At 30.5% G+C, this 23,082-nt stretch carries 28 protein-coding genes and 1 pseudogene; 10 read left to right on the plus strand and 19 right to left on the minus strand.

Going from position 1 to position 23,082, the window contains the following annotated elements; all coding sequences use genetic code 11:
* Positions 1–228, minus strand: a pseudogene (locus AS157_RS04830) (hypothetical protein); the annotation flags it as partial.
* A gap of 125 nt (positions 229–353) precedes the next feature.
* Here AS157_RS04830 and nadX point away from each other — a divergent pair.
* The 10 genes from nadX to nfi all read left to right on the plus strand — a co-directional run bounded on the left by nadX (position 354) and on the right by nfi (position 9,205).
* The gene (gene nadX / locus AS157_RS04835) at positions 354–1,088 is read left to right on the plus strand and encodes an aspartate dehydrogenase (protein WP_077289937.1); all 735 of its coding nucleotides are present in this window, start codon (positions 354–356) and stop codon (positions 1,086–1,088) included.
* A 5-nt stretch (positions 1,089–1,093) separates the two neighbouring features.
* Positions 1,094–2,005, plus strand: coding sequence for a quinolinate synthase NadA (gene nadA, locus AS157_RS04840; RefSeq protein ID WP_503004950.1), 912 nt, complete (start codon positions 1,094–1,096; stop codon positions 2,003–2,005).
* Between the two features lies 1 nt (position 2,006).
* Entirely contained in the window at positions 2,007–2,816 is an 810-nt protein-coding gene (gene nadC / locus AS157_RS04845; protein ID WP_077289935.1) for a carboxylating nicotinate-nucleotide diphosphorylase, read from the plus strand.
* A gap of 185 nt (positions 2,817–3,001) precedes the next feature.
* On the plus strand, positions 3,002–4,225 hold the full coding sequence (gene fabF, locus AS157_RS04850; RefSeq protein WP_077289934.1) for a beta-ketoacyl-ACP synthase II: 1,224 nt from the start codon (positions 3,002–3,004) through the stop codon (positions 4,223–4,225).
* Position 4,226: 1 nt separating this feature from the next.
* Positions 4,227–4,634: a 3-hydroxyacyl-ACP dehydratase FabZ gene (fabZ, locus tag AS157_RS04855; protein ID WP_077288017.1), complete on the plus strand. Its 408-nt coding sequence runs from the start codon at positions 4,227–4,229 to the stop codon at positions 4,632–4,634.
* A gap of 4 nt (positions 4,635–4,638) precedes the next feature.
* The gene (gene fabK, locus AS157_RS04860; RefSeq protein WP_077289933.1) at positions 4,639–5,568 is read left to right on the plus strand and encodes an enoyl-[acyl-carrier-protein] reductase FabK; all 930 of its coding nucleotides are present in this window, start codon (positions 4,639–4,641) and stop codon (positions 5,566–5,568) included.
* A complete protein-coding gene (locus tag AS157_RS04865; RefSeq protein WP_075666516.1) occupies positions 5,568–6,071 on the plus strand; it encodes a biotin transporter BioY in 504 nt (167 codons plus the stop codon). Before fabK ends, AS157_RS04865 begins: the two co-directional genes overlap by 1 nt.
* A complete protein-coding gene (locus AS157_RS04870) occupies positions 6,068–6,952 on the plus strand; it encodes an ACP S-malonyltransferase (protein ID WP_077289932.1) in 885 nt (294 codons plus the stop codon). Before AS157_RS04865 ends, AS157_RS04870 begins: the two co-directional genes overlap by 4 nt.
* Positions 6,953–7,716: 764 nt before the next feature.
* Positions 7,717–8,526 carry an aminoglycoside 6-adenylyltransferase gene (locus AS157_RS04875; protein ID WP_077289931.1) on the plus strand — a complete coding sequence of 270 codons (810 nt, stop codon included), beginning with the start codon at positions 7,717–7,719 and terminating at the stop codon, positions 8,524–8,526.
* Positions 8,527–8,530: 4 nt separating this feature from the next.
* Entirely contained in the window at positions 8,531–9,205 is a 675-nt protein-coding gene (gene nfi, locus AS157_RS04880; RefSeq protein ID WP_077289930.1) for an endonuclease V, read from the plus strand.
* On the opposite strand, the gene AS157_RS04885 is transcribed toward nfi, so the two are convergent.
* The 18 genes from AS157_RS04885 to rlmD are packed head-to-tail and all read right to left on the minus strand — an operon-like array spanning position 9,194 to position 23,070.
* Positions 9,194–10,351, minus strand: a complete 1,158-nt coding sequence (locus tag AS157_RS04885) for an LCP family protein (protein ID WP_077289929.1) — start codon at positions 10,349–10,351, stop codon at positions 9,194–9,196. The genes nfi and AS157_RS04885 overlap by 12 nt on opposite strands.
* A complete protein-coding gene (hpt, locus tag AS157_RS04890; protein ID WP_077289928.1) occupies positions 10,348–10,860 on the minus strand; it encodes a hypoxanthine phosphoribosyltransferase in 513 nt (170 codons plus the stop codon). Before hpt ends, AS157_RS04885 begins: the two co-directional genes overlap by 4 nt.
* Positions 10,838–11,914 (minus strand): tRNA 2-thiouridine(34) synthase MnmA, encoded by a 1,077-nt coding sequence (mnmA, locus tag AS157_RS04895; RefSeq protein ID WP_077289927.1) that lies wholly within the window; start codon positions 11,912–11,914, stop codon positions 10,838–10,840. Before mnmA ends, hpt begins: the two co-directional genes overlap by 23 nt.
* Positions 11,911–12,357: an RrF2 family transcriptional regulator gene (locus AS157_RS04900; protein WP_077289926.1), complete on the minus strand. Its 447-nt coding sequence runs from the start codon at positions 12,355–12,357 to the stop codon at positions 11,911–11,913. Before AS157_RS04900 ends, mnmA begins: the two co-directional genes overlap by 4 nt.
* Positions 12,358–12,359: 2 nt before the next feature.
* Complete coding sequence (locus AS157_RS04905; RefSeq protein ID WP_077289925.1) at positions 12,360–13,949, minus strand: 3D domain-containing protein; 1,590 nt, start codon at positions 13,947–13,949, stop codon at positions 12,360–12,362.
* Positions 13,928–14,596: a DUF2225 domain-containing protein gene (locus AS157_RS04910; RefSeq protein ID WP_077289924.1), complete on the minus strand. Its 669-nt coding sequence runs from the start codon at positions 14,594–14,596 to the stop codon at positions 13,928–13,930. Before AS157_RS04910 ends, AS157_RS04905 begins: the two co-directional genes overlap by 22 nt.
* 1 nt (position 14,597) lies before the next feature.
* Positions 14,598–15,485, minus strand: coding sequence for a signal recognition particle-docking protein FtsY (ftsY, locus tag AS157_RS04915; protein WP_077289923.1), 888 nt, complete (start codon positions 15,483–15,485; stop codon positions 14,598–14,600).
* 1 nt (position 15,486) lies between these two features.
* A complete protein-coding gene (locus tag AS157_RS04920; RefSeq protein ID WP_077289922.1) occupies positions 15,487–16,269 on the minus strand; it encodes a class I SAM-dependent methyltransferase in 783 nt (260 codons plus the stop codon).
* The gene (locus AS157_RS04925; protein WP_077198684.1) at positions 16,266–16,499 is read right to left on the minus strand and encodes a hypothetical protein; all 234 of its coding nucleotides are present in this window, start codon (positions 16,497–16,499) and stop codon (positions 16,266–16,268) included. Before AS157_RS04925 ends, AS157_RS04920 begins: the two co-directional genes overlap by 4 nt.
* A gap of 12 nt (positions 16,500–16,511) precedes the next feature.
* A complete protein-coding gene (locus tag AS157_RS04930) occupies positions 16,512–17,198 on the minus strand; it encodes a hypothetical protein (RefSeq protein ID WP_077289921.1) in 687 nt (228 codons plus the stop codon).
* Positions 17,144–17,410, minus strand: coding sequence for a cell division topological specificity factor MinE (locus AS157_RS04935; protein ID WP_077289920.1), 267 nt, complete (start codon positions 17,408–17,410; stop codon positions 17,144–17,146). The genes AS157_RS04930 and AS157_RS04935 overlap by 55 nt, the downstream gene beginning before the upstream one ends.
* Before the next feature lie 5 nt (positions 17,411–17,415).
* The gene (minD, locus tag AS157_RS04940; RefSeq protein WP_077288009.1) at positions 17,416–18,219 is read right to left on the minus strand and encodes a septum site-determining protein MinD; all 804 of its coding nucleotides are present in this window, start codon (positions 18,217–18,219) and stop codon (positions 17,416–17,418) included.
* Between the two features lie 10 nt (positions 18,220–18,229).
* Positions 18,230–19,339 (minus strand): peptide chain release factor 2, encoded by a 1,110-nt coding sequence (gene prfB, locus AS157_RS04945; RefSeq protein WP_214494986.1) that lies wholly within the window; start codon positions 19,337–19,339, stop codon positions 18,230–18,232.
* A gap of 12 nt (positions 19,340–19,351) precedes the next feature.
* Positions 19,352–20,251 (minus strand): PEGA domain-containing protein, encoded by a 900-nt coding sequence (locus AS157_RS04950; RefSeq protein ID WP_077289918.1) that lies wholly within the window; start codon positions 20,249–20,251, stop codon positions 19,352–19,354.
* A 1-nt stretch (position 20,252) separates the two neighbouring features.
* The gene (locus AS157_RS04955; RefSeq protein WP_231450391.1) at positions 20,253–20,537 is read right to left on the minus strand and encodes an EscU/YscU/HrcU family type III secretion system export apparatus switch protein; all 285 of its coding nucleotides are present in this window, start codon (positions 20,535–20,537) and stop codon (positions 20,253–20,255) included.
* Positions 20,506–21,117: a hypothetical protein gene (locus AS157_RS04960; protein ID WP_077289916.1), complete on the minus strand. Its 612-nt coding sequence runs from the start codon at positions 21,115–21,117 to the stop codon at positions 20,506–20,508. Before AS157_RS04960 ends, AS157_RS04955 begins: the two co-directional genes overlap by 32 nt.
* Before the next feature lie 11 nt (positions 21,118–21,128).
* Positions 21,129–21,728, minus strand: a complete 600-nt coding sequence (locus tag AS157_RS04965) for an IMP cyclohydrolase (RefSeq protein ID WP_214494987.1) — start codon at positions 21,726–21,728, stop codon at positions 21,129–21,131.
* Positions 21,729–21,762: 34 nt separating this feature from the next.
* On the minus strand, positions 21,763–23,070 hold the full coding sequence (rlmD, locus tag AS157_RS04970) for a 23S rRNA (uracil(1939)-C(5))-methyltransferase RlmD (protein WP_077289914.1): 1,308 nt from the start codon (positions 23,068–23,070) through the stop codon (positions 21,763–21,765).
* Positions 23,071–23,082: the final 12 nt, after the last annotated feature.

The following is a 23,082-nucleotide window of genomic DNA, read 5'->3' on the forward strand; positions in this document are numbered from 1 at the left end:
AAAATCTCTAAGAGATGGAACTCTCTTAAAGTATAATGCACCCATTTCTAATGTCTCTCTAAACGAAAGAGCAAACAGTTCTTTTAAAACTGCTAAGGAAAGAATTAGTGCGTCTGGGTATTTCTTAGGTCTACCTTTGGAGGTAGATTTTTGAGGAAGTTGTGGTAAAATATTGTTGTAAAATTTTTTAACAAGTTTGAGTATTTTCTTTATGTTAGTTCTTCTCATATCAGGGGAGATTATATCATCTCCCCTTTTATTTTTGAACCACTTCCTCTTATTTTTGAAACACTCCCTTACTTAGTTGACAAATGTAATTATCAGATGTAAAATATTTTCGGAGGTGAAGACAGATGAAACCAATGTTTTTGGGATTTGGAAATTCAACGAAGATAATTTTAAAAGAATTAAAAGATATTATTGATGATTTTTATTACTATGATGAGAAAAAAATAACAAGCGACTTGGGGATTAGATTAGAAAATTTTTCTATTCCAGAAGATTGTGATATGGTAATAGAATGTGCATCTGTTGGAGCGGTAAAAAAATATTACAGAGAAATTTTAGATTCAGGAAAAGATTTTTATATTTTAAGTACAGGTGCATTTGCAGATTCAACTTTTAGGAATAATTTTATGAAAAAAATTGTAGATTCTAAATCTAACATTTATATACCATCTGGGGCTATTGGAGGATTAGATGTTATTTATTCAATTAGAAAATATATTGATAAAGTATTTTTGAAAACTTTCAAACCACCAATTTCTTTTGGAAGAAATGATAAAAAAAGGGAGTTAATTTTTAGTGGAAGTGCAATAGATGCCATAAATAGATTCCCAAAAAATACCAATATTTCCGTCACTTTGTCGCTAGCAGTTGGAAGTTTTGAAAAAGTATTGGTGGAAATTTATTCAGATCCAAATGTTGAGAAGAATATACATAAAATTGAAGCAATTTCAAGTGTGGGAAATTACACATTTACCTTTGAAAATAATCAATCTCCCAATCCCAAAACAAGTTTGTTAGCTCCATTAACTTTAGCGGCGGTTTTGAGAAAAAATTTTGAAAAAATAAAGATAGGAGGTTAATATTTATGGAACTCTTGAAAAAAAAGATAAAAAAATTAGCAAAGGAAAAAGGATATATAATTCTTGCACATAATTATCAAAGTAGAGATATACAGGAAATAGCGGATTATTTGGGGGATTCTTTGCAACTTGCAAGGCTTGCTACAAGAATTAAAGACGAAAAAATCTTATTTTTAGGCGTAGATTTTATGGCAGAAACTATAAAGATTTTAAATCCTAATAAAAAAGTTATAGTTCCCGTGAGATCAGCTACTTGTCCGATGGCTAATTCCCTTACATCAGAGCTTATAATAGATGCGAAAAAAAAGTATAATGTTCCATTTGTCATATATGTTAATAGCACAGCACAATCAAAAATGTATGCAGATTTTGCATGTACTTCAGCAAACGCAGTAGAAATAGTTAAAAAAATAGATAGTGATACAGTTCTTTTCGGACCTGATAAGAATCTTGCAAGTTATGTAGCAGAAAAAACTGGAAAGAAAGTTATTCCTGTTCCTGGTGAAACAGGTTATTGTTATGTTCATAACTATATAACTAAAGAAGATGTTTTGGATTTAAAAAAGAAGTATCCCAAGGCAAAAGTTATATCGCATCCAGAGGTTTCTAAAGAAATAAGAGAAATATCTGATTATATTGGAAGTACATCACAAATGGAAAAGTTTCCTAAATTAGATAAAGGAAATGAATATATAGTTGTAACAGAAAAAGATATGGTTGTTAAGTTGAGAAAAATCTATCCAAAAAAGATGTTTATACAAATTGATGGTGCAATTTGTAATAACATGAAAAAGAATAATTTAAAGAATATTTTATTGGCATTGGAAAAAGAACAATTTGAAATAGAAGTTCCTTTGGAAGTCTCTGAAAAGGCAAAGATTCCAATAAAAAATATGTTTAAACTTATGGAGGCATAAAATGATAAATAAAATTATTGAATGGATCGAAAAGGATGAAGGGTTGATTGATTTTGCATCGTATCCTTTGAAAAATAAATATGTAGAGGCTGAAATAGTTTTAAAACAAGATGCGGTGTTATCGGGAATAAAGATTGTAAAGCATATTTTTAAGCATTATGATTTGGAATATAAAATAAATTTTTATGATGGCGATTTTGTAAAAAAAGATAGCATTTTATTAACTTTAAACGGCAATGCATACAACATTTTAGTAATAGAGAGAACTGTTCTAAATATTTTATCACTAATGAGTGGAATAGCTACAAAGGTGAGAAAGTTTGTGGATATTGCTAAAGATTTTGGGATTACAATATCTGCTACAAGAAAAATAATTCCTTTAATTGGAGATCTTGAAAAATTAGCAGTATTAGACGGCGGAGGAAACACACACAGATTAAATCTTTCTGATACTGTTATGATTAAAGATAACCACAAAAAAATATACGGATCAATAAAGAAAGCAGTTAATCAAATTTCAAAGATAAAGCCCTTTACCTCTAAAATAGAAGTAGAAATTGAAAACTTTAAAGAATTGGAAGAAGTATTAGATTTAGATGTGGATATTGTCATGTTGGATAATTTTACTCCACAAGATGCAAAAAAGGCTGTAGAATTAATAAGAAATAAAAAGAACATAATAGTAGAAGTTTCAGGTGGAATTTGTGAAGAAAATCTAAAAGATTATTTGATAAATGGAGTTGATGTAATTTCAATTGGAAGGTTAACAAGCGAAATAAAATACATTGATATTTCAATGGAAATTTGCTAGTAAATAAATTTTTAAAAATCCGGAGAATTCCCTCCGGATTTTTTTATTTTAAATTTAAATTATTGCAACAAACAAAATTGTGAATATGTGAAAAGCATAATATTTAAAAGTAATTATAAGTTTGCTTGACTTAAAAAAGTTAAATTGATATAATTTTATCAGATGATTTAAAGGAGGGTGATAATGTGAGAAGAGTTTTAATTACAGGTATGGGGACCATTAATCCGCTGGGAAAAAACGTAGAGGAATTTTCCAATAGCTTAAAAAATACAGTCGTAGGAATAGATAAGATCTCTAGCTTTGATCCTAGTGATTTGCCTGTCCAAATTGCTGGTGAAGTGAAAAATTTCAAACCAGAAGAATATATTGACAGAAAATTATCCAAAAGAATTGATAGATATTCACAATTTGCGTTAGTTGCAGCAAAAGAAGCGATTGAATCGTCTAGAATAAATTTTGAAGGGATAGAAGATAGAGTTGCGGTAATCATTGCAAGTGGAATGGGAGGATTTTTAACTTTAGATAATCAAAATGAAGTGTTTAAGAAAAGAGGAGCAAATAGAGTAAGCCCATTTATGATACCGATGTTGCTTTCCAATATGGCCAGTGGAGTTGTGTCGATGGTATATGGTTTGAAAGGTCCTAATTTTTCCGTGGTAAGTGCATGTGCAAGTTCAATTCATGCAATTGCTTTAGGGACGATGTTAATAAGACATGGATATGTGGATGTTGCTATAGTAGGAGGTGCAGAAGCTACAATTGCTCCACTGCCAATAGCAGGATTTGCTGCAATGAAAGCTCTTTCAACAAGAAATAATGACCCCAAAAAAGCTTCAAGACCTTTTGACAAGGACAGGGACGGATTTGTAATGTCAGAGGGTGCAGGAGTCTTAGTGTTGGAATCTGAAGATTTTGCAAGAAAGAGAAATACAGAAGTTTTAGCTGAGGTTAAAGGTTTTGGTATGAATGACGATGCATATCATTTTAGTGCGCCGCATCCTGAGGCAGCAGGTTCAAAAGCTGTAATGAAAATGGCTTTAAATGATGCAAAAATGGAGCCGAGTAACATAGACTTGGTAAGTTGCCATGCGACAAGTACTCCTGTAGGTGATGAACTTGAAGCCAAAGCAATTCTGGATATTTTTGGTGATAAAGATGTATTTGTTAATTCAACTAAAGCTTTAACAGGTCATCTTTTGGGGGCGGCAGGAGCTGTTGAAACAATAGCTGCTTTGATTGAAATGAAAGAAGGATTTATTCATGGAATGCCAAATTTGGAAAACCCAGATGAAAATTCATCAAAAATTAATATTGTAAAGGAAAGTGTAAATTATAGGGTAAATAACTTTTTGAAAAATTCTTTTGGTTTTGGTGGACACAATGCGTGTATTGTTGTAGGGAGGTATTAATATGGATAAAAACGAAATAATGAAAATACTTCCGCATAGAGAACCAATTCTTTTAGTTGATAGAGTGTTGAAAAAAGAAGAAAAAAAGATTATTGCAGAAAAAGATATTATATCAACCCTTGAAGTATTTAAAGGTCATTTTCCTGATTATCCGATATATCCTGGCGTGTATATAATAGAAGGGATGGCACAGGCGGCTGGAATTATGCTTTTAAAAGGTGATGATATTCCTTTATTTCTTGGAATTGATAATGCAAGATTCAAAAAAGAAGTAAGACCGGATTGTATATTGAGATACGAAGTTGAATTGAAGAATATTAAATCAAATATCGTATTTGTTGAAGGAAAAGCATACGTAGAAAATAAAGTTGTGGCTAAAGCAATACTAATGTTGGGAATGAAGAGGTGATTTAATGAATAGAATATGTAAGCTATTAGATATAAAATATCCCATCCTTATGGGTGGTATGTCTTGGGCGGGAACTGCAAAATTAGCTGCAGCTGTTTCAAATGCCGGTGGATTGGGAATTATTGGTGCAGGTCCACTGAAGGCAGATGATTTGGAAAATGAAATTGAAAGAGTAAGAAATTTAACGGATAAACCTTTCGGCATTAATATTATTTTGGTTTCTCCATATGTAGAAGAATTAATAGATGTAGTTATTGAAAAGAAAGTTCCAGTTGTTACATTTGGTGCAGGAAATCCTACAAAATACATAAAAAGATTAAAAGAGAATAATATTAAAGTAATTCCAGTAGTTGCTTCTGATAGTCTTGCAAGAATGGTAGAAAGAAGTGGAGCAGATGCAGTAATTGCTGAGGGTATGGAATCAGGCGGGCATATTGGTGAAGTTACGACCTTTGTTCTTATAAATGCAGTTTCAAGAAAGGTAAAAATTCCCGTTATTGCTGCCGGTGGGATATCTGATGGCAGAGGAATGGCTGCAGCATTCGCGTTAGGTGCAGAAGGAATACAAATGGGTACAAGATTTATAGCTTCCAAAGAAGCAGAAGTACATGAAAATTTCAAAAAATTAATATTAAAATCTGGAATTAGAGATACCGTAATAACTGGTGCTGCGTTAGGACATTCTGCGAGAGTTGTAAAGACAAAATTTTCAAAGGTAGTTCGTAAATTGGAAGTTTCAAGTCCACAAGAGGCAGAAAGTATTCTTGTGGGTAGTTTGAGAAAAGCAGTTATTGATGGTAATACAGATGAAGGTTCTTTTATGGCGGGTCAATCTGTAGGATTGATAGATGATGTAAAGACTGTTGATGAAATTATTCGAGAAATTGTAAGTGAATATAAGGAGGTAATTTTAGGGTTAAAGGGGGGATTTTAATGAAAACAAAAGAGTTGGCACTAGTTGCACTTTTTGTCACTCTAACTATTGTAGGGGCTCAAATAAGTATTCCAATTGGTACAGTACCAATTACTTTGCAGGTTTTAATGATTTTTATAACGGGATATTTTTTAAAACCATTTTATGCATTTTTAGTCCAGGTAATATATTTGGCTTTAGGTATAATTGGATTACCAGTTTTCGCCGGATTTTCCGGAGGAATAGTTCATCTTTTTGGTCCTACTGGAGGATACTTAATGGCTTTTCCGGTTGCGGCGTTAATTGTTGGTTTTTCTAAAAAAGATTATTTTTCTATGCTCATCTATGGAATTTTGGGACTTGCTATAATTTATTTATTTGGTTTTTCTGTGTTAGCATATCATTTGAAAAGTTTTTCAAAAGCGTTTTTTGTCGGTGTACTTCCATTTATTGGAATTGATTTTGTAAAGATGGTCTTAGCAGTTGTTATTTCAAAAAGAGTTTTGAAGGTGGTGGAAGCATGAGAGCGTTTTTGTTTCCAGGGCAAGGCTCGCAATATTCCGGAATGGCTGAAGATTTTTCCGTGTTACCAGATTGGAATTATTATAGTAAAAGGGCAGAAGAAGTTTTGAACTTAAATTTGATTGATATAATGAATGGTAATGAAGAAGTATTGAAACTTACAGAGAATGCACAACCTGCAATATATTTGGCAAGTTATGTTGGATATAAATTTTTAGAGAAAAATGGTGTAACCTATCATATTACAGCTGGACATAGTTTGGGAGAATATACAGCATTTGCTGCCGCAGGGGTTTATGATTTTGATTTTGGAATATACTTGGTAAGAAAGAGAGGAGAGTATATTTCAGAAGCAATAGAACCAGGTAAAGGTAGTATGGCAGCTGTCTTGAGAATTTCCCCATCACAAGTTGAAGAATTAGTGAAAAATTATGAAGGACTTTATGTTGCAAATTATAATTCGTCAACTCAAACTGTGATAAGTGGATTAAAAATATCTATAGACAAGTTTATAATTGATTGCAAAGAAAAAGGAATTAGAGTTGCAGAATTAGTAGTTTCAGGCCCATTTCATACTCCTTTTTTAAAAAGTGCAAGGGAAAAATTGATTGGTGAAATAGAACATGTTAAATTTAATAAACCAAAAGTCCCTATTGTTTTAAATAGTACAGGAAAAGCATCAACTGATCCAGAAGAGTTAAAATATTATTTATTGGAACAAATAGCTGGTCCGGTGTATTGGTATCAATCAATAAAATATATGTTAGCTTTAGGTGTAAACGAGTTTATTGAGATAGGGCCAAAGAATGTATTATTAAATATGTTAAAAAGAGAAAGAATAAATATAAAACATTTTAGAGAATTTGAAAATGTAAAGTTATAAAAATCCCCCGTCTTGGGGGATTTTTATTTTAAGTATTTAACTATAAAATTATAATACTACGAGAAAAATGAGGCTGTTTAAAAAATAAACAATAAATAAATTAAAAAGCACAAAATATCTCTTCTAGCAATAAACAAAAAATTGTTACATATAAGTTGTAGAATAGGAACTTTAATAAAGCTAATATTCCTGCCAAATCTTCTCTGTATGAATATACATATTCACCAAATTTTGTTTTTATATTACCAAATAATCCTTTTTTTCAGAATTACTTTGCGCCTTACATGATTTTTTACTTATCTTACACACATACATCTCATCCAGAAACATTCAAAATAACACTTTGTGAATGAATTTTCTAAGCTACTTTCTTAAAGTAAAGTGTTCCAATTTCTAATGTCTCTTTAAATGAAAGAACAAATAGTTCTTTTAAAACTGCTAAGGAAAAAATTAAAACATCTATGTATTTTTAGTTATACTTTTGAAGATAAATTTTTGATGATGTTGTGGTAGAATATTGTTGTGAAATTTTTTGATAAGTTTATGTTTGTTTTTTTCATATTACTTATAATAAGAGAATAGATCAATAATATTTTTTTAACAATGTATTCTTTTATTATAATAAGTACTTAGCTAATGATAAGCATTTCCAATTTATTATTTAAAACAAATATTGAACAAATAACAAATACAAAAATTAAAAATAACTAAAAATCTTAATAAAAAAATATTTAGATTATTAAAATATTATGGGGTGTTGAAAAATGAAACAATTAAATGCAATCAACACAATTTCTAGATTAGTTAAAAAGGATCCGGCTGTACGTGCAATATTTGTTAAAGGTTCAGTTGCACGTGGTGAAATGGATATTTATTCAGATGTTGATTTTTACTGTCTTGTGAAAAACGACAAATTAGAAGAATTTTTAAATAGGCGTTTACATTATCTGAAACAATACCGGCCATTACTTTACTGGTCCGAAGTAAATTTTGTTGGACCTCAAATTGTTGCTGTTTTTGACAACGGGCTACATTTTGATTTTTATACTGTCACTGTTAGTAATTTACCAAAAACTGACCAAATAAAAATAATCCACGATCCTGAAGGTCTTTTAAATAATTATAAAGCAGAAAAACTTTCTATAACTGAGGAAGATTTTATAAGATATTTCAATTCTTTTTCCTTTACCATGTTAGAATTTGTATCAGCTTACAAAAGAAATGATTTAATATGGGCTTCAAGACTTGGAAGTCATTTATGTGGAGATTTAGCTGTAATTTTAAGATATATTTACGATAGAAACAATTCAAAACTAGGATTTAAAAGGTTATACAAAAATTTAGACAAAAACTTGTATAAAAAATTACACAAGGCGATGGATTTTTTAGGCCCATCTTATTTACCCAAAGGTGTAATAATGTTAACTGAAATTTTAAAAGATACAATTGAAAAAATACCAAATGAAGTTATAAGAAAAATAAATATTAAATTTTTCGAATATATGTACGATAGAATTATCAAACTTAAACAAGAAGACAAAAAGAAAATTAGCACACCAAACTCAAAAGGGTGAAATTATGATATACAAAAAATTACACAATTGGAACATAACCCCAAAAGAAGCTATAAACATTCAAAATGAATTGAAAAAATTATTAAAATTTAAAAAGTTTGAAAAAGAAACCTTTCTAGTTGCGGGTGTTGATCTTTCATTTCCAAATAAATACGGATTGGCAGTAATTGTAGTTCTAGATCAAAAATTTAACATCAAAGAAATTGTACATCACATTGAAAAAGTAAAATTCCCTTACATCCCTGGATTACTCGCTTTTAGAGAAGGACCTATATTTTTAAAAGCTTGGGAAAAATTAAAAACAAATGTAGATATTGTTTTTTTTGATGGACATGGTATTGCACACCCAAGAAAACTAGGAATAGCTAGTCATATGGGGCTTTGGATTGAAAAACCAACAATTGGAATCGCAAAAAGTAAATTGGTAGGAAATTACAAAGAACCCGAAAAAAAACGTGGGAGTTTTTCATATCTTGAATACAGCGGTGAAAGACTAGGTATAGTATACAGAAGCAAAGATAATGTCAAGCCCATTTTTATATCACCTGGATATTTAATAGATATAACTTCTAGTCTCAAAATAACAAAATTATTTATCGGAAAATACAAACTTCCAGAACCAACAAGACTAGCTCACATTTACACACAAAAAATAAAGAAAAAATTTCTATCCTGTTAGAATAACTATAAAATCAATTGGAAACTTTATATAGCTTCTTTCAGAAGATAACGTTTCAATTATCAAATAATATTCCTCTAAGTAATCTTTTGCATATTTTATAGCAAACCTTCTTTTTGGATGCACTACTTTTACTATGTTACTGACAGTTTGAATATTTACACTTTCATCTAAAACATACACCGTATCTTCTTTTAAAGATAATTGGGGCAAGTTATATATTTTTTCTGGAATGAAACCTGCCGCCTTCCACATATAATATAAATTCACGTTGTATGTTCTTGTTTGAGTTTTCGTATTGTTTAATATATAAAAATTGAAACTATTCTCCTCTTTTTTCTCTCCATTAAAAGCTTCTCTATAATTTTTCAAATCACCTGGATAGATATTTCCATCCACATCATACTTTACGGGAAAAGATATATTTTTCAAATTAAACCCATTTCTAAAATTTACTGCTAAATAAACAAGTTCTGAAGTTTTAACATTTGTCTCTATCATATCAAAAACCTTTTTAAACGTTTTAGATAAAGTAAAGATATCTTTTTTAAGTGCTGTTTTTAAAAGCTGTTCAATAATATATTTTTGTCTTTCTATTCTTCCAAGATCACCTCTAAAATCCTTTCTAAATCTCATAAAAGCAAGGAGCTCTTCACCATATAAATTGTGTAATCCTGGTTCAAAATTAATTATCAAATTTTGAGAATAATCAGTATATTTCATAGGTTGATCTATATAAACCTCAACTGGACCTATTTCATCACCAATGATCTTTATTACATCATAATCAACTATTGCATATCTATCTATTTTCTTATTCAAAAATCCTTCTACTAATTTTATCAAAGCATCTAAACCATTTCTTTGATAATATGAGTTTATTTTTTTTCCATCTATTATTAGATCTCTTGGAATACTGGAAATTTTTATATTTTTTGTCTTAGCATTTACACTTAAAAACATTATTACATCTGTTCTTCTAGTACCTTGAATATCTTTATCTAAACCTAACACCAAAAAATTTGTTTCCTCCTTAAGAGGAGAATATATCACATATAATATTATCCTAAACCAAGGAATTAAAACTATTCCTAATGAAAACAATGTAATAATAACCCCAACTGTAATTAATAAACTTTTTCTCATTCCATATAACCTATATAAGGAATATTTCTATACTTTTCATCAAAATCCAAACCATATCCCACTACAAACTTATCTTCAATATCAAAACCAATAAAATCTGCACCAACAATTGGCTTCTTTGAAGGTTTTTTGAGCAAAGTAGCTACCTTCAAATCTTTAGGATTATATCTATTCAAATATCCTAAAATATACGATAACGTTTGCCCAGTATCTAAAATATCTTCAATCACTAAGACATATTTACTTTCAATAGGTTCATCTATCCAACTTTTTACCCTAATTCTTCCAGTAGATTCCATCCCACTATAACTTGAAACATGAATAAAAGAATATTCAACATTTAAATCAATATTTTCAACCAAATCCGTAAAAAAGTGTATAGCACCTTTCAGAACACAAACAGCATGAATTGTGTTCGTTTTTTCTTTATAATAATTCGTAATTTCAGCTCCTAACTCTCTAATACGATTTTTCAATTTTCCTTGATCAATCAAAACCTTTAAATCCATTCCATCCCTCCTCTTCAATAATTCCTGATACCACTACCGCTCCATCATCGTCATAAATTACTGCTATTTGGCCAGGAGTAATAGCAAATACCGGTTCTTCAGTCTCTACAAACAATCTTCCATCTAAAAAATACGCCTTACATTTAACTTCTTTAAACTTTTTTCTAACTTTAACATATCCTAGTAGAGAGTTAGATACATCTTGTAAAAAATTTAATTTCGAAACGGTAAACTTTTTGTTAAACACTTCATCTTTTTCGCCTACAATCAACAAATTATTTTCAAAATCTTTTTTTAACACATACAATCTTTTCCCAGTTGCAATTCCTATTTTTCGTTGTCCAATTGTGTAATTTGGTAATCCTTTGTGAGTCCCCAAAATATTTCCTTTAGTATCTAATATCAATCCTGGATTAAAATTCACACCATTCTCACTTAAAAAGTTATAAATATCGTTATCAGGTATAAAACACAAATCTTGAGAGTCTTCCTTTGAATGCACATGAATATCCAATTTTTTCGCAATTTTTCTAATTTCTTCTTTTTCATATTCACCATTTGGAAACAACAAATGTCCCAATTTTCCACGTTTTATAGAAGCTAAAAAATAGGACTGATCCTTCTCTTTACTCTTTGCCTTGTACAACTTACCGTTTTTTACAATTGCATAATGACCTGAAGCAACATAGTCATTACCATCTTCTAAGATTTCATCAAGCAAAACCCCAAACTTAATCCAATCATTACAAAAAAAACAAGGATTGGGAGTTCTTCCATTTCTATATTCATCTAAAAAATATTTAACTATCGTTTCCTTAAATACCTCTTCAACATGTACTATTTTCATTTCTACACCGAATTTCTTTGCTACTTTCATTGCATCAAAGGTATCAGATGGACTACAACAAACCTTATGTTTTATTTCCTTTGTCAAGTAAATCGAATCTGGAATTGTTTTAATATGATAAGCAGTAACATCATACCCTTTTTGCTTTAAAAGGTATAAAGCAACCGCACTATCAACTCCTCCACTTAACGCAACACCTACCTTTATAATTTGCTCCTCCTTTCATACTTCTCACACTTTTTTGTATAAGACTTTCGTAAATCTTCCAAAGTTACAGATCTCAATGACTGTGAAAACCTACCCATAACTATTTGCCATACTTCATTTACAGTACAAATTTCAGGTGAAGTCTTAATTTTCCCCGGTTCTACAAAACACGTAATCACAGAAGTTATATCATCCACAGTTGTTACAATATCGTAAATGGTTATTTCATCGGGATTTTTAATAAGCTTGTACCCTCCAAACTTTCCCCTAGATGATGATAAAATCCCGGCTGATACCAATTTGGACAAAATTTTTTGTGCAAATTCATATGGTATTTTATTTTTACACCTTTCAATCAATTCTTTTGTACTAAGTTGCTTATTTTCAACAGACAAAAGAAGCAACAACCTCAGCGCATATTCACTTTTCATCGTAACTGCCATATTTAAATACCTCCATTTTTTAGTATAAACACATCAAAATCTTTAACACTATTTTTTCTTGCAATATTTACATCTTCAATATATATATCTATCCTCTTTCCTTGTATCAAACTCCCAGTATCCTCCGCAACTAGTAGTTTTTTCAACTGCGGAATATATATATAACTACCCAAAGGAATCAACGTGGGATCAATTGCAGCTGTAATCCACTCTCTTGCCACTTTACCAGATCTTGTTAATCTAAAAGTAGGATGTAAAGGTATTTTTCCATCATCCCATGGGGTATAAAACGTTACCATAAATTTTCCCTTGTACTCAAATAATAATTTCAATGGATCCTTAGGCTCACCATCAACCCACAATTCAAAATGAAAGATTTTTTTAACCTTTCCCAGCGGTTTGTTAATATCCACCCAGTCATTTTCCTCTAAATTAGTTTCTATCCCCTTGTAAATTCCCAAAATACCATTTCCATGATCTATATACAGAACATCTTCACCCTTGATCGTAACTCTTCCAACTAAAATTGGATAAACTTCACTACCTGCAGCATCAATGTCTATTCCCAAATTGGTAATTCCATCTCTTGATTCCCCAAAATAACTTAAAATATTCCCAGGATCCACATCTATCGGAATTCTCAAAAATTTCTTAAAATCATCCACCGGAATTTTTATGACTTGACCTGGAATAATCTTCCTTGGATTCACTATTGCATTAAATGATATTAGCTTTTCAACTCCCCTATTTCCCAGATTAAATCTTTTACTTATACTATACAATGAATCTCCACTTCTTACAATATAAGAAATATACCCCTGCCTCAACTTCAATATATCAATAATATCTTCTCGACTAAAATTTTTCCTTAAAAAACTAATTTCAGAACTAATCTGTTTCACCAATGCCAATTCCTTTTCCAATCCTTCCTTAGATGAAATCTTATCAACTTTTAGTATCAAATCATTAACCACACTTTCCAATTTGTTTATCTTTTCAACCTGATTTATTATTTGAATTGCGGGTATACTCTTCTCGTCATTCTTACTTTTTACATTATCTATCTCCGACAATGTTTCACTTAGAGCCTGAATTTCCAATTCTAACTTCCTTAGCTTATCTGCTAAATTATAAATTTCCGCATATCCATTGTTATATTTTTCAATGGCATCATTTAAAAGCGCATTTACAGAACCCAAATCTAACTTTTGAACCAAGCCTTCTACCTCGTTTACCCTGTAAATAATTCCACGAATATTATACGATGTTAAATCAGCAGTTACTTTATTCAATTGATTTTCCATACTAGAAATTTGAAACGCTAATTTATGGGTGAAATCCTCAAGATAATCTACTTTATTTTCTAAATTAATGTTTTTTAACTCTTTATCTAATCTTTCAATATCCCTTTTCAAACTCTTTGAAAGACTAATATAATTTTTCTCAAGCTCTTCTATCTGTTTTTCATGTTTTTCCACAACATTTTCCATAGTAAATACTCTATTTTCCAATTGACTAAACTGTTCATATGTTACATAATTACAAGAAAACAAGAATAATAAAAGAACTACTATTGCCGCATACTTTGCCATCTATCTCTTCCCACCTTTGCATAATACGAAGAGCTTCTTCCATACTTTTTAATAAGTACAGAAAACCACTTTATAGATTCATCTTTTTTGTTAAAATACCTATTTAACTCTCCAAGATAAAATAAAACTTTCTCTTCGGGTTTTCCTTCTGGTATATCAGATTTCATATAACAATCTTCAAAATTTTTTAGCGCATGCGCAAGCGCTATATCTTCTTGATTTTTATCGCCTTTTTCTCTAAGTAACCACGCAACCTTCAAATATGCGTCTGCTAATTTACAATATTTTTTAGTAACAGTTGATAAAATTATAACTATTCCATATGCCTTTAAGGCAATATCTATATTTCTCTTCTCTACAAACTTACTTTTCATTCCTGAAAGTTTCTCTTTTAATTTATCCAATGCTTCAATTATCTTATCTTTTTCAACAACAGTTACAGTATTTTCAAATTTTGGTTCATACTCTGCGTAAAGGCAATACGGACATACAACAACTTCATATAAAAATGGATTAACTTCCAAAAAGTTAGGTTTCAAGTCTTCGTCATAACTTGAGATTTTCACTGAATCTATCCTTACCTTTTTACTTTTAAACTCTTTACCACATACAGGGCACTTATAATCCTTATCCCACAAACTATTCATATTATTCACCTTCCAAAAGTGCATTAACAAAATCTTCTGCATCAAACGGTTTTAAATCATCAATTCCTTCCCCTAAACCTACAAACTTTATTGGAATACCAAGTTCCTTTGCAATAGCAATTGCAATTCCACCTTTTGCTGTACCATCCAATTTGGTCAAAACTATTCCAGTAATATCCACAAATTCTTTAAAGACCTTTGCCTGTTGCAATCCATTTTGACCTGTAACAGCATCAATTACCAATAAAACTTCATGTGGTGCATTTTCAATCTTTTTCTTAATAACCCTGTTAATCTTTCTCAACTCTTCCATCAAATTCTTCTTTGTGTGCAACCTTCCCGCAGTGTCCAGTATTACAACATCTTTTTTCTTGGAAATTGCATGATTTACTGCATCAAAGGCTACTGCGGCAGAATCTGCACCTTCTTGATGTGCAATAATTGTTGCATTTGTCTTATCTCCCCACACCTTTAATTGATCAATTGCTGCAGCCCTAAAAGTATCACAAGCAGCCAAAACAACAGACTTGCCATTTTTTGAAAAGTATGAAGCTAGCTTCCCAGCAGTTGTTGTTTTTCCAGAGCCATTAACTCCAACCATACTTATAACAAATGGCAAATCGCTTATTATAAGATCATTATTTCCTCTCAAAATATCAATTAATACTTTTTTCAATGCCTCATATGCGTCATCTTCATCGGCTTCCTCTATCTTTTCTAAAATATATTCAGTTGCCTCATATCCGACATCTGACAAGATTAAAAGTTCTTCTATTTCCTCTTTTGTTTCCTCATTCAACTTTTTACCTTTTAAAATATTTTTTATCTTTCCAAAAAAAGTTTCTCTTGTTTTTTGAAGACCTTTCTTAAATTTTTCAAAAAATCCCATACTACACCTCCACCTTATTTATTACTCCATATACTACTCCACTTTTTCTAGAAACATACTCTTCATCAAAATATTTCCTTATTTCCTCGTACAAATTATCTCTTTTTAGAGTCTTGATTACCACTTTTTTCTTTGAAATCCTCAACATTTCTTCTAAATCATCCTTTGTCAGAGGCTCATACAAAGCAAAGGAGCGCAAAGGATTTAACGAATTACTCTCATATATTGGATTTTCAAACATAGGATCACAGTATACCACATCAAACGCTCGATCTTCTACTTTTCGAATAAAATCTTTATAATTTTCGTTTAATAATTCTATTTTTTCTTTTGACTTATTTATCCATTCTTCCTCAGAAACATAATTTGAAAGTCCCCACTTTACTACTCTATATATATGCACTGATCCTTCCGTTGCAATTACTTTTTTTGCATAATTTGCAATTAGAAGCGCATCCGATCCCAAACCACAAGTTGCATCATATACTACATCATTTTCACTTGGATTAATAGATTCTATTAAGTAATCTCTTTCACCATGTCTTATATTTTCCATTCTAATTTTTGCAATTCCTTGATGAAAAAAAAACTCCCCATCCCTCCATTTTATACTCAACATCTTTTTTTTATCTATAACATAATAAAAATCAATCAAACCTTTTTTTAAATATTTCGGCAAATGATTTCTATTTAAATACCTTACATCGTATTCTGTGGCAAGTTTTTTTGCAATTTCTATAAGCTCCTTACTTGGATTATACGATGTTGTCACTACAAAATTCATTCCTTTTCCCTGCCCTCTTTTAAATTTTTCAGATTATCGTACAAATTCAACATCTTTTCGTATTTTTTCTTTGTTTCTTCATACTCAGATTTTACCTTCTTATACTCTTCGAAATTAACATTATACCTTATTATAGAAGTAACAACATTCACAATTAAAAAAAGCAATAAAAATCCCACAAAGCTTATGTAAAAATATTTAAAAAAATCTTTTTTTCTATTTTTTTTCACTAAGACCACCCCTTATGGAAAAGAAAAAACTTGGACCTCATCGTAAACGTCTTTTAATATAACTTTATTTTCAATATTTTCATTTTTTAATATAGAATAATACTTCTTATTATCAGGTGTTACATAATAAATTTTTTCTTTTTCATCTGTCTCAACAAATTTAATTTCAAATGCAGGATCTATATTTAACTTTACACCAGTACCTTCATCTTCTAAATAAATTATAAAATACAAATTGTTTGTTTTTGATAAATCCAAATTCTCGTTAAATTGTGCAGTTAAAGTATAAGTTTTTTCATAGATTCCATCGATTAAAGTATAGATAACTTCAACGTCCATATTAATACTTGAAATGTTCTTTTCGACGGTAACCATTGGTTTTATTAAAATTCCTGAAGAAATCACATTTTTTTCCATCTCTTCGCCATTTAATGTCATTTTTACATTAACACTCTTTATATTATCCAACACAAAATCATCTTCGGAAATACCAAGTTTTTCTAAAAAAATACGTTTTAAATTATCTGAATAAAATGCCTGAAAATAAGCATTCAAATTAATAATTTGCTTATTTGTAGTATTAGGCAATATCTTATCCAACGTCAACGCACAACTTGATAAAAGAAAAAACATAATTACTAAAACTATTTGAAATTTATATTTGTAACTATTACCACGTATCCATCTTCCTCTTGACAATCTACCTTCACCCTTTCAGCAGGTACATTAAATTTAGCCGAAATAACCCTAATAACCTCTTTTTTTATTTCCTCAGAGTTTTTTTCAAAAACATCTTGTGGAATCTTTTGAATAATTTCCCTTCTCCTACTCATCATATTATCCAATCTTTTTAATGCCTCTTCTCTCGAATTCTTTTTTTCATGTTTTTTAAAAATATCCAGTATCCACATAGACTTCACCTCTTTTTAAAGAAAGAAAAAAACTTTGCTAAAAAATTACTTGCAGAAGGAAGATCACTTTCTAATGGAATTTCTTCTCCCTTTAACCGTCTTACTATGTTTACAAAATTCTTAGAAATACCATATTCACTTTCCAACACAACTGGCATTCCTCTATTTGTTGAAATAATAACATCATCAGATTCAGGAATAACACCAATTAACTCAATTGCAAGTGCTTTTTGGACATCCATTTCAGACAACATTTCTCCTTTACGAGCCATATTAACTTTAAACTTATTTAATATTAGTATTATATTCTTGTCATCAAAACCGTTGTTTTCCAATAATCCTATCACCCTATCGGCATCTGAAATAGCCGGCAATTCTGGTGTTGTAACAATTATCGCAAAATTTGCCGGGGCAATTGCATTTCTAAATCCCCTTTCAATTCCAGCAGGCGAATCAATCAATATGTAATCAAAATCTCCATTTAATTCTTCAACTATCTTTATCATATCCTCAGGTGTAATCATCTCTTTTGTTGCGATTTGTGAAGCTGGAAGTAAAAAAAGATTTTTCAAATTTTTGTGTCTTACTAAAGCATCCTTAGGTGAAACATTACCATTTACCACATCTAAAATGGTATATATTATCCTATTTTCAAGTCCTAACACGACATCTAAATTTTTTAAACCTACATCTGCATCTATAAGACATACTCTATTTCCATCTTTTGCCAATGCACATCCTAAATTTGCCGTTACCGTTGTTTTTCCAACCCCACCCTTTCCCGAAGTTAACACATAAACTTTTGCCATAAAACCACCTCTACTTCTTATTCCGGTTTTTTGCAAAATAAATTAACTCACTTTCAATGAATAAATCGATATCTCCATCCATAACAGCATCTATATTTCCAGTTTCAATATTTGTTCTGTGATCCTTTACCATAGTATAAGGTTGAAAGACATATGATCTAATCTGATTTCCCCATGAAATATCTTTTAACTCACCTTGTATTTCCTCAAGTTGTTTTTGCCTTTTTTCAAGTTCTAATTGATATAGCCTAGCTTTTAACACTTTCATTGCCGTTTCTTTATTCTGTAATTGAGATCTCTCTGTCTGACAAGTCACGACAATTCCCGTTGGTATATGGGTAATTCTCACAGCAGATTCCGTCTTATTTACATACTGTCCACCTGCGCCTGATGCCCTATACGTATCTATTCTCAAATCTTCTGGATTAATATCGATGTCAATATCATCTTCTATCTCCGGCATTACATTCACAGATGCAAAAGACGTATGACGTCTTTTGTTTGCATCAAAGGGTGAAATTCTCACCAATCTATGAACACCTCTTTCATACTTTAAATAACCATAGGCATACTCACCCTTTATGTAAAGTGTTGCACTTTTTATCCCCGCCTCTTCACCTGGTTGATAATCAACAACCTGCACATTAAATCCTCTTCTTTCTGCCCACCTCATATACATTCTAAGCAACATAGATGCCCAGTCTTGAGATTCCGTTCCACCCGCACCGGGATGAATTGTCAAATACGCATTACTTGCATCAAATTTTTCGTTTAATATCAACTCAAGTTCAAAAATCTTAACCTTCTTTTCTATTTCCTCAATCAATTGTTTTACAGTCTCCCAAAAAGTTACATCTTCTTCTACAAGTTCCAATCCGGCTTCTAAATCTTCCATTTTATTTTCTATATCTTTCATATCTTCTATTATCTTTCTTATTCTTTGCGCTTTTTGAGAAATTTCCTTTGCTTTTTTTTGATCACTCCAAAAATCCGAAGTTCCCATTAAACCTTCCAATTCTTTAAGTTCTTCCAATTTATCTTGTGGGTGAAATACCTTTACAATATCTTCGTATTTTTTCTTAACTTCATCTATTCTTTGTTTTAATTCATAATCGATCATATAAACCCTCCTCTATTTTAAAATCACATAAACTATTCCGGAAAATATCACAAAAAGACCTAAAATAGTAATTTCTTTTAGATAAGTGTATTTTTCCATATTTATTTTTACATTAGTATCCTTCATTACTTTTTCACTTTCATTATATGCAGTTACCACAACCAAATATTCACCTGTCTTCTTAATTCCGTTCCATTTGAAAATATTCTCACCAGGCACTCCAGAAAACCTATAACTCTCCACCTTTTCATTTTCGCTGAAAATATCAATGGTAATAGTTGCAAATGTTGTTAAAAAGATCTCCAAATCCCATTTATCTCTGTACCAATCACCATTAGGTGAAAATTCATCATAACTATTTCTCAGATACAAATCTAAATTTTTCTTGTGAAAATTTAATTCAACAGGAACCTTTTCTTTAAAACTAATCAAAATATCCTTTTCAATAACCTTGTATCCTGGTGAAAAAAACTTTAATTTATGTGCACCAATTGGAATTTTAAGCTCATCTTTCTTGTCTTTAACTACTCCATAAAAAGCATTATCAAGATAAACATTTACCGGATAAACATTTGAAAAAATCACAATACTTCCCGCTTTTTGGGGACGAATTTTTAAAATTACCCCATTTGCACTAATAAACACATTTTTTGATATTACCAGATAACTATCCGATTTAATTTCAACAAAATGATAACCTTCACGTCCAAAAGATATTTTCAACTGTCCAAAAATATCTGTTTGTCCAATATAGTCACCATCTATATACACATCTAAAAATGGTTCGGTAATTAAAATCAATGTGTAAGGTTCAACATCATAATTTCCAAACATTATCCCAAAATTTATAGAAAACTCTGAAAATATCATTAAACCAAATACTAGAAAAACACAAATTAAAGTCTTTCTCATTTTAATCGCTTCCTTTCTGAGTTTCAATAAAAGCTATTATTTCCGCAACTGCAACATACAATTTTTCTGGAATTTCCTGTAACACTTCTAATTTATACAATTCACTAACAAGCTTCGGGGATTTAACAATAGCGACTCCACTTTTTTCTGCAATATCTATAATTCTTTGTGCTACCTCTTCCTTTCCCTTTGCAATAACAAAAGGTATATAATCCGTATCTGGATTATACTTCAGTGCAACGGCAATCTTTTTCCTAAACGTAAACTCCTCCTTTAAATCCTTCAAATTTAATAAAAACATTCTTAAAATATTTACTCAATCTACTCTTTAATTCCTCCACATTTTCTATCACAGAAGATGTACTCAAAGAAATTTGCTCACCATTTACATATCCAACTATCACTTCTTTTTCATAAAAAATTTCAAATTTTTCAGACACCCTATCAAAAAATACCTTAATATCGCCAAAAGAGCGTAATCCATATCTTCCTGACAGTGCGTTTAAGTACACCTCAAATTCCAAATTTTCTTCATCCTTCATATTACTTTTAAAATACTTTTCAAACCTCTCCAAAAAATTCCTATTAATTTTTATCCTTTTTTCCAATTCTTCAAATATAACGGAAAGTCTTTCGATAAATCTAGGATCATCTGTGATTCTATTTGCTAAAAATATATACTTTATAGGTGGTAAATAACTTTTAGGACCTAATAAAATCTTTCCTTCATAATCTCCTTGTCCTATTTTTTTTACTTCAATTCTCAATCCTTTTGGAATCTTTTTATTTGATTTTAATACTAACTCGCCCTTTTTGGTTTTTAATTTTACCAAATTTTTGTAAGAATCTGAAACTATTCCATACATTACTTTTCACCTTAAAAATTCCCAGAGGCAAAGAGCTCAGAAAGCACACTGTGAATTTCAGAATCATACCTCATTGTTCTATAAAAAGCTTTCAATGCAAATATCCTTCTCTTTTGAAGTGGTACATCCCCACATTCTTCAAGACTTTTTATAACTTTCCCATAATCATCAGGATCAGAAATTACAACAACATCTCTATAATTCTTCGCAGCTGCTCTTAATAATGCAACTCCTCCTATATCTATATTTTCAATTAGCTTTTCTTCATTTCTAGTTCTCTTTGCAACTTCCTCAAAAGGATATAAGTTCACTACCACCATATCAATAGGCATAATATCATTCTTTGCCAAATCATTCAAATGTTCTTTGTTATCAAATCTCGCCAAAATAGCACCAAAAATTTTTGGATGAAGAGTTTTTACCCTCCCCCCCAAAATCTCTGGAAAACCGGTTATTTCAGAAACTTTTTTAACAGATATGTCATTTTCTTCCAAAAGCTTTGCAGTTCCACCAGTACTTATTATTTCAACATTAAACTCTCTTAATTTTTTTGAAAATTCAACAATCCCTCTCTTGTCTGAAACACTAATTAAAGCCCTTTTAATATTCATTTTTCACACTCCCCCTTTTTATTTTAACATATTTTTACTTTCTAACTAATATAGCAACTGATTCTGTATGATATGTTTGTGGGAACATATCAAATAACCTTATACTTTTTAACTTGTACTTTTCTAATAAAATACTTAAATCCCTTGAAAAGGTAGTGGGGTTACAGGAAATGTAAGCAATTTTTTCAGGATTGCGTTTTAAAATTTCCAATACCAAGCCCTTTTCCAACCCACTCCTTGGTGGATCTAAAACCAAAACATCAAAATTTCTGTTATATTCCTTCAAAAATTCATAGGCATCTGACTCAACAAATCTTATATTTCTGACATTATTTATATTAGCGTTTGCCCTTCCTGCCTTTACCGAAACATGATTTGATTCTACAGAAATTACAAATTTTGATAAAAGAGCTAACCTTATCGAAAAAGTTCCAAGACCACTAAAGAGATCTAAAACTACCTCATTATCTTTTAAATCTAATTGTTTTGTTAAATACTCCATCATTTTTTCCGTTATATAGTAATTATTTTGAAAAAAAGCGGTAGGTGGGATCTGAAATTTTTCCCAACTAAAATCGTATGTAATTACTCCCTCACCTTTTAAAATACGGTAAGGTCCTCTCAACACGACTTTATCGTTGCTGTTCATCACATGCACCACTGATTTCAACAAAGGTACTTTTTTAGCTAAAATTGCCGCAATTTTTTTACCATCTTTAAAAAATTCCGTTTTAGTCACAAAAATTACCATCAATTCACCATTAGGAGAATATCTTATAACCACATTTTTCAATGTACCTCTTTTGCCATTATATACATCAACCTTAAACATTTCCAAAACTTCAGGAATAAGCTTTAACAAATCATTGACTGGCTTTGGAGCAATTAAACAACTTTTTATCTCTATTATTTTATTCGAATTTTTCATTTTCAAACCAAGTTTTCTATCCTTTGTAATAGAAAACTCCATCTTTAACCTGTATCCGTACTCCTGGTTACTTTGTTCAACACCAATATCATCCAACTCTACTTTTGAAATTCTAAAAAGCTGTTCAAGAAAAACCTGTTTTTTTAATTCTATTTGTTTTTCATACCTTAAATCCAAAAAGTTACAACCACCACATCTTTTAAAATATGGACATTTTACAGCTCTTCTTTCAGGAATACGTTCCAAAACATTTAATACCCTGGCAATCGCATAGTCATTTTTATCCTTTAACACCTTAACCTCAACAAGTTCACCCGGATACGCATTTTCAACAAACACCACCTTCCCACCTGGCAATTTTCCAATTCCACTTCCACCATATGCCATTTTTTCAATATATACCATTTCTCCCATAATTAAAACCTC

This window comes from Thermosipho sp. 1244 (assembly GCF_018588215.1).
Taxonomy (GTDB): Bacteria; Thermotogota; Thermotogae; order Thermotogales; family Fervidobacteriaceae; genus Thermosipho; species Thermosipho affectus.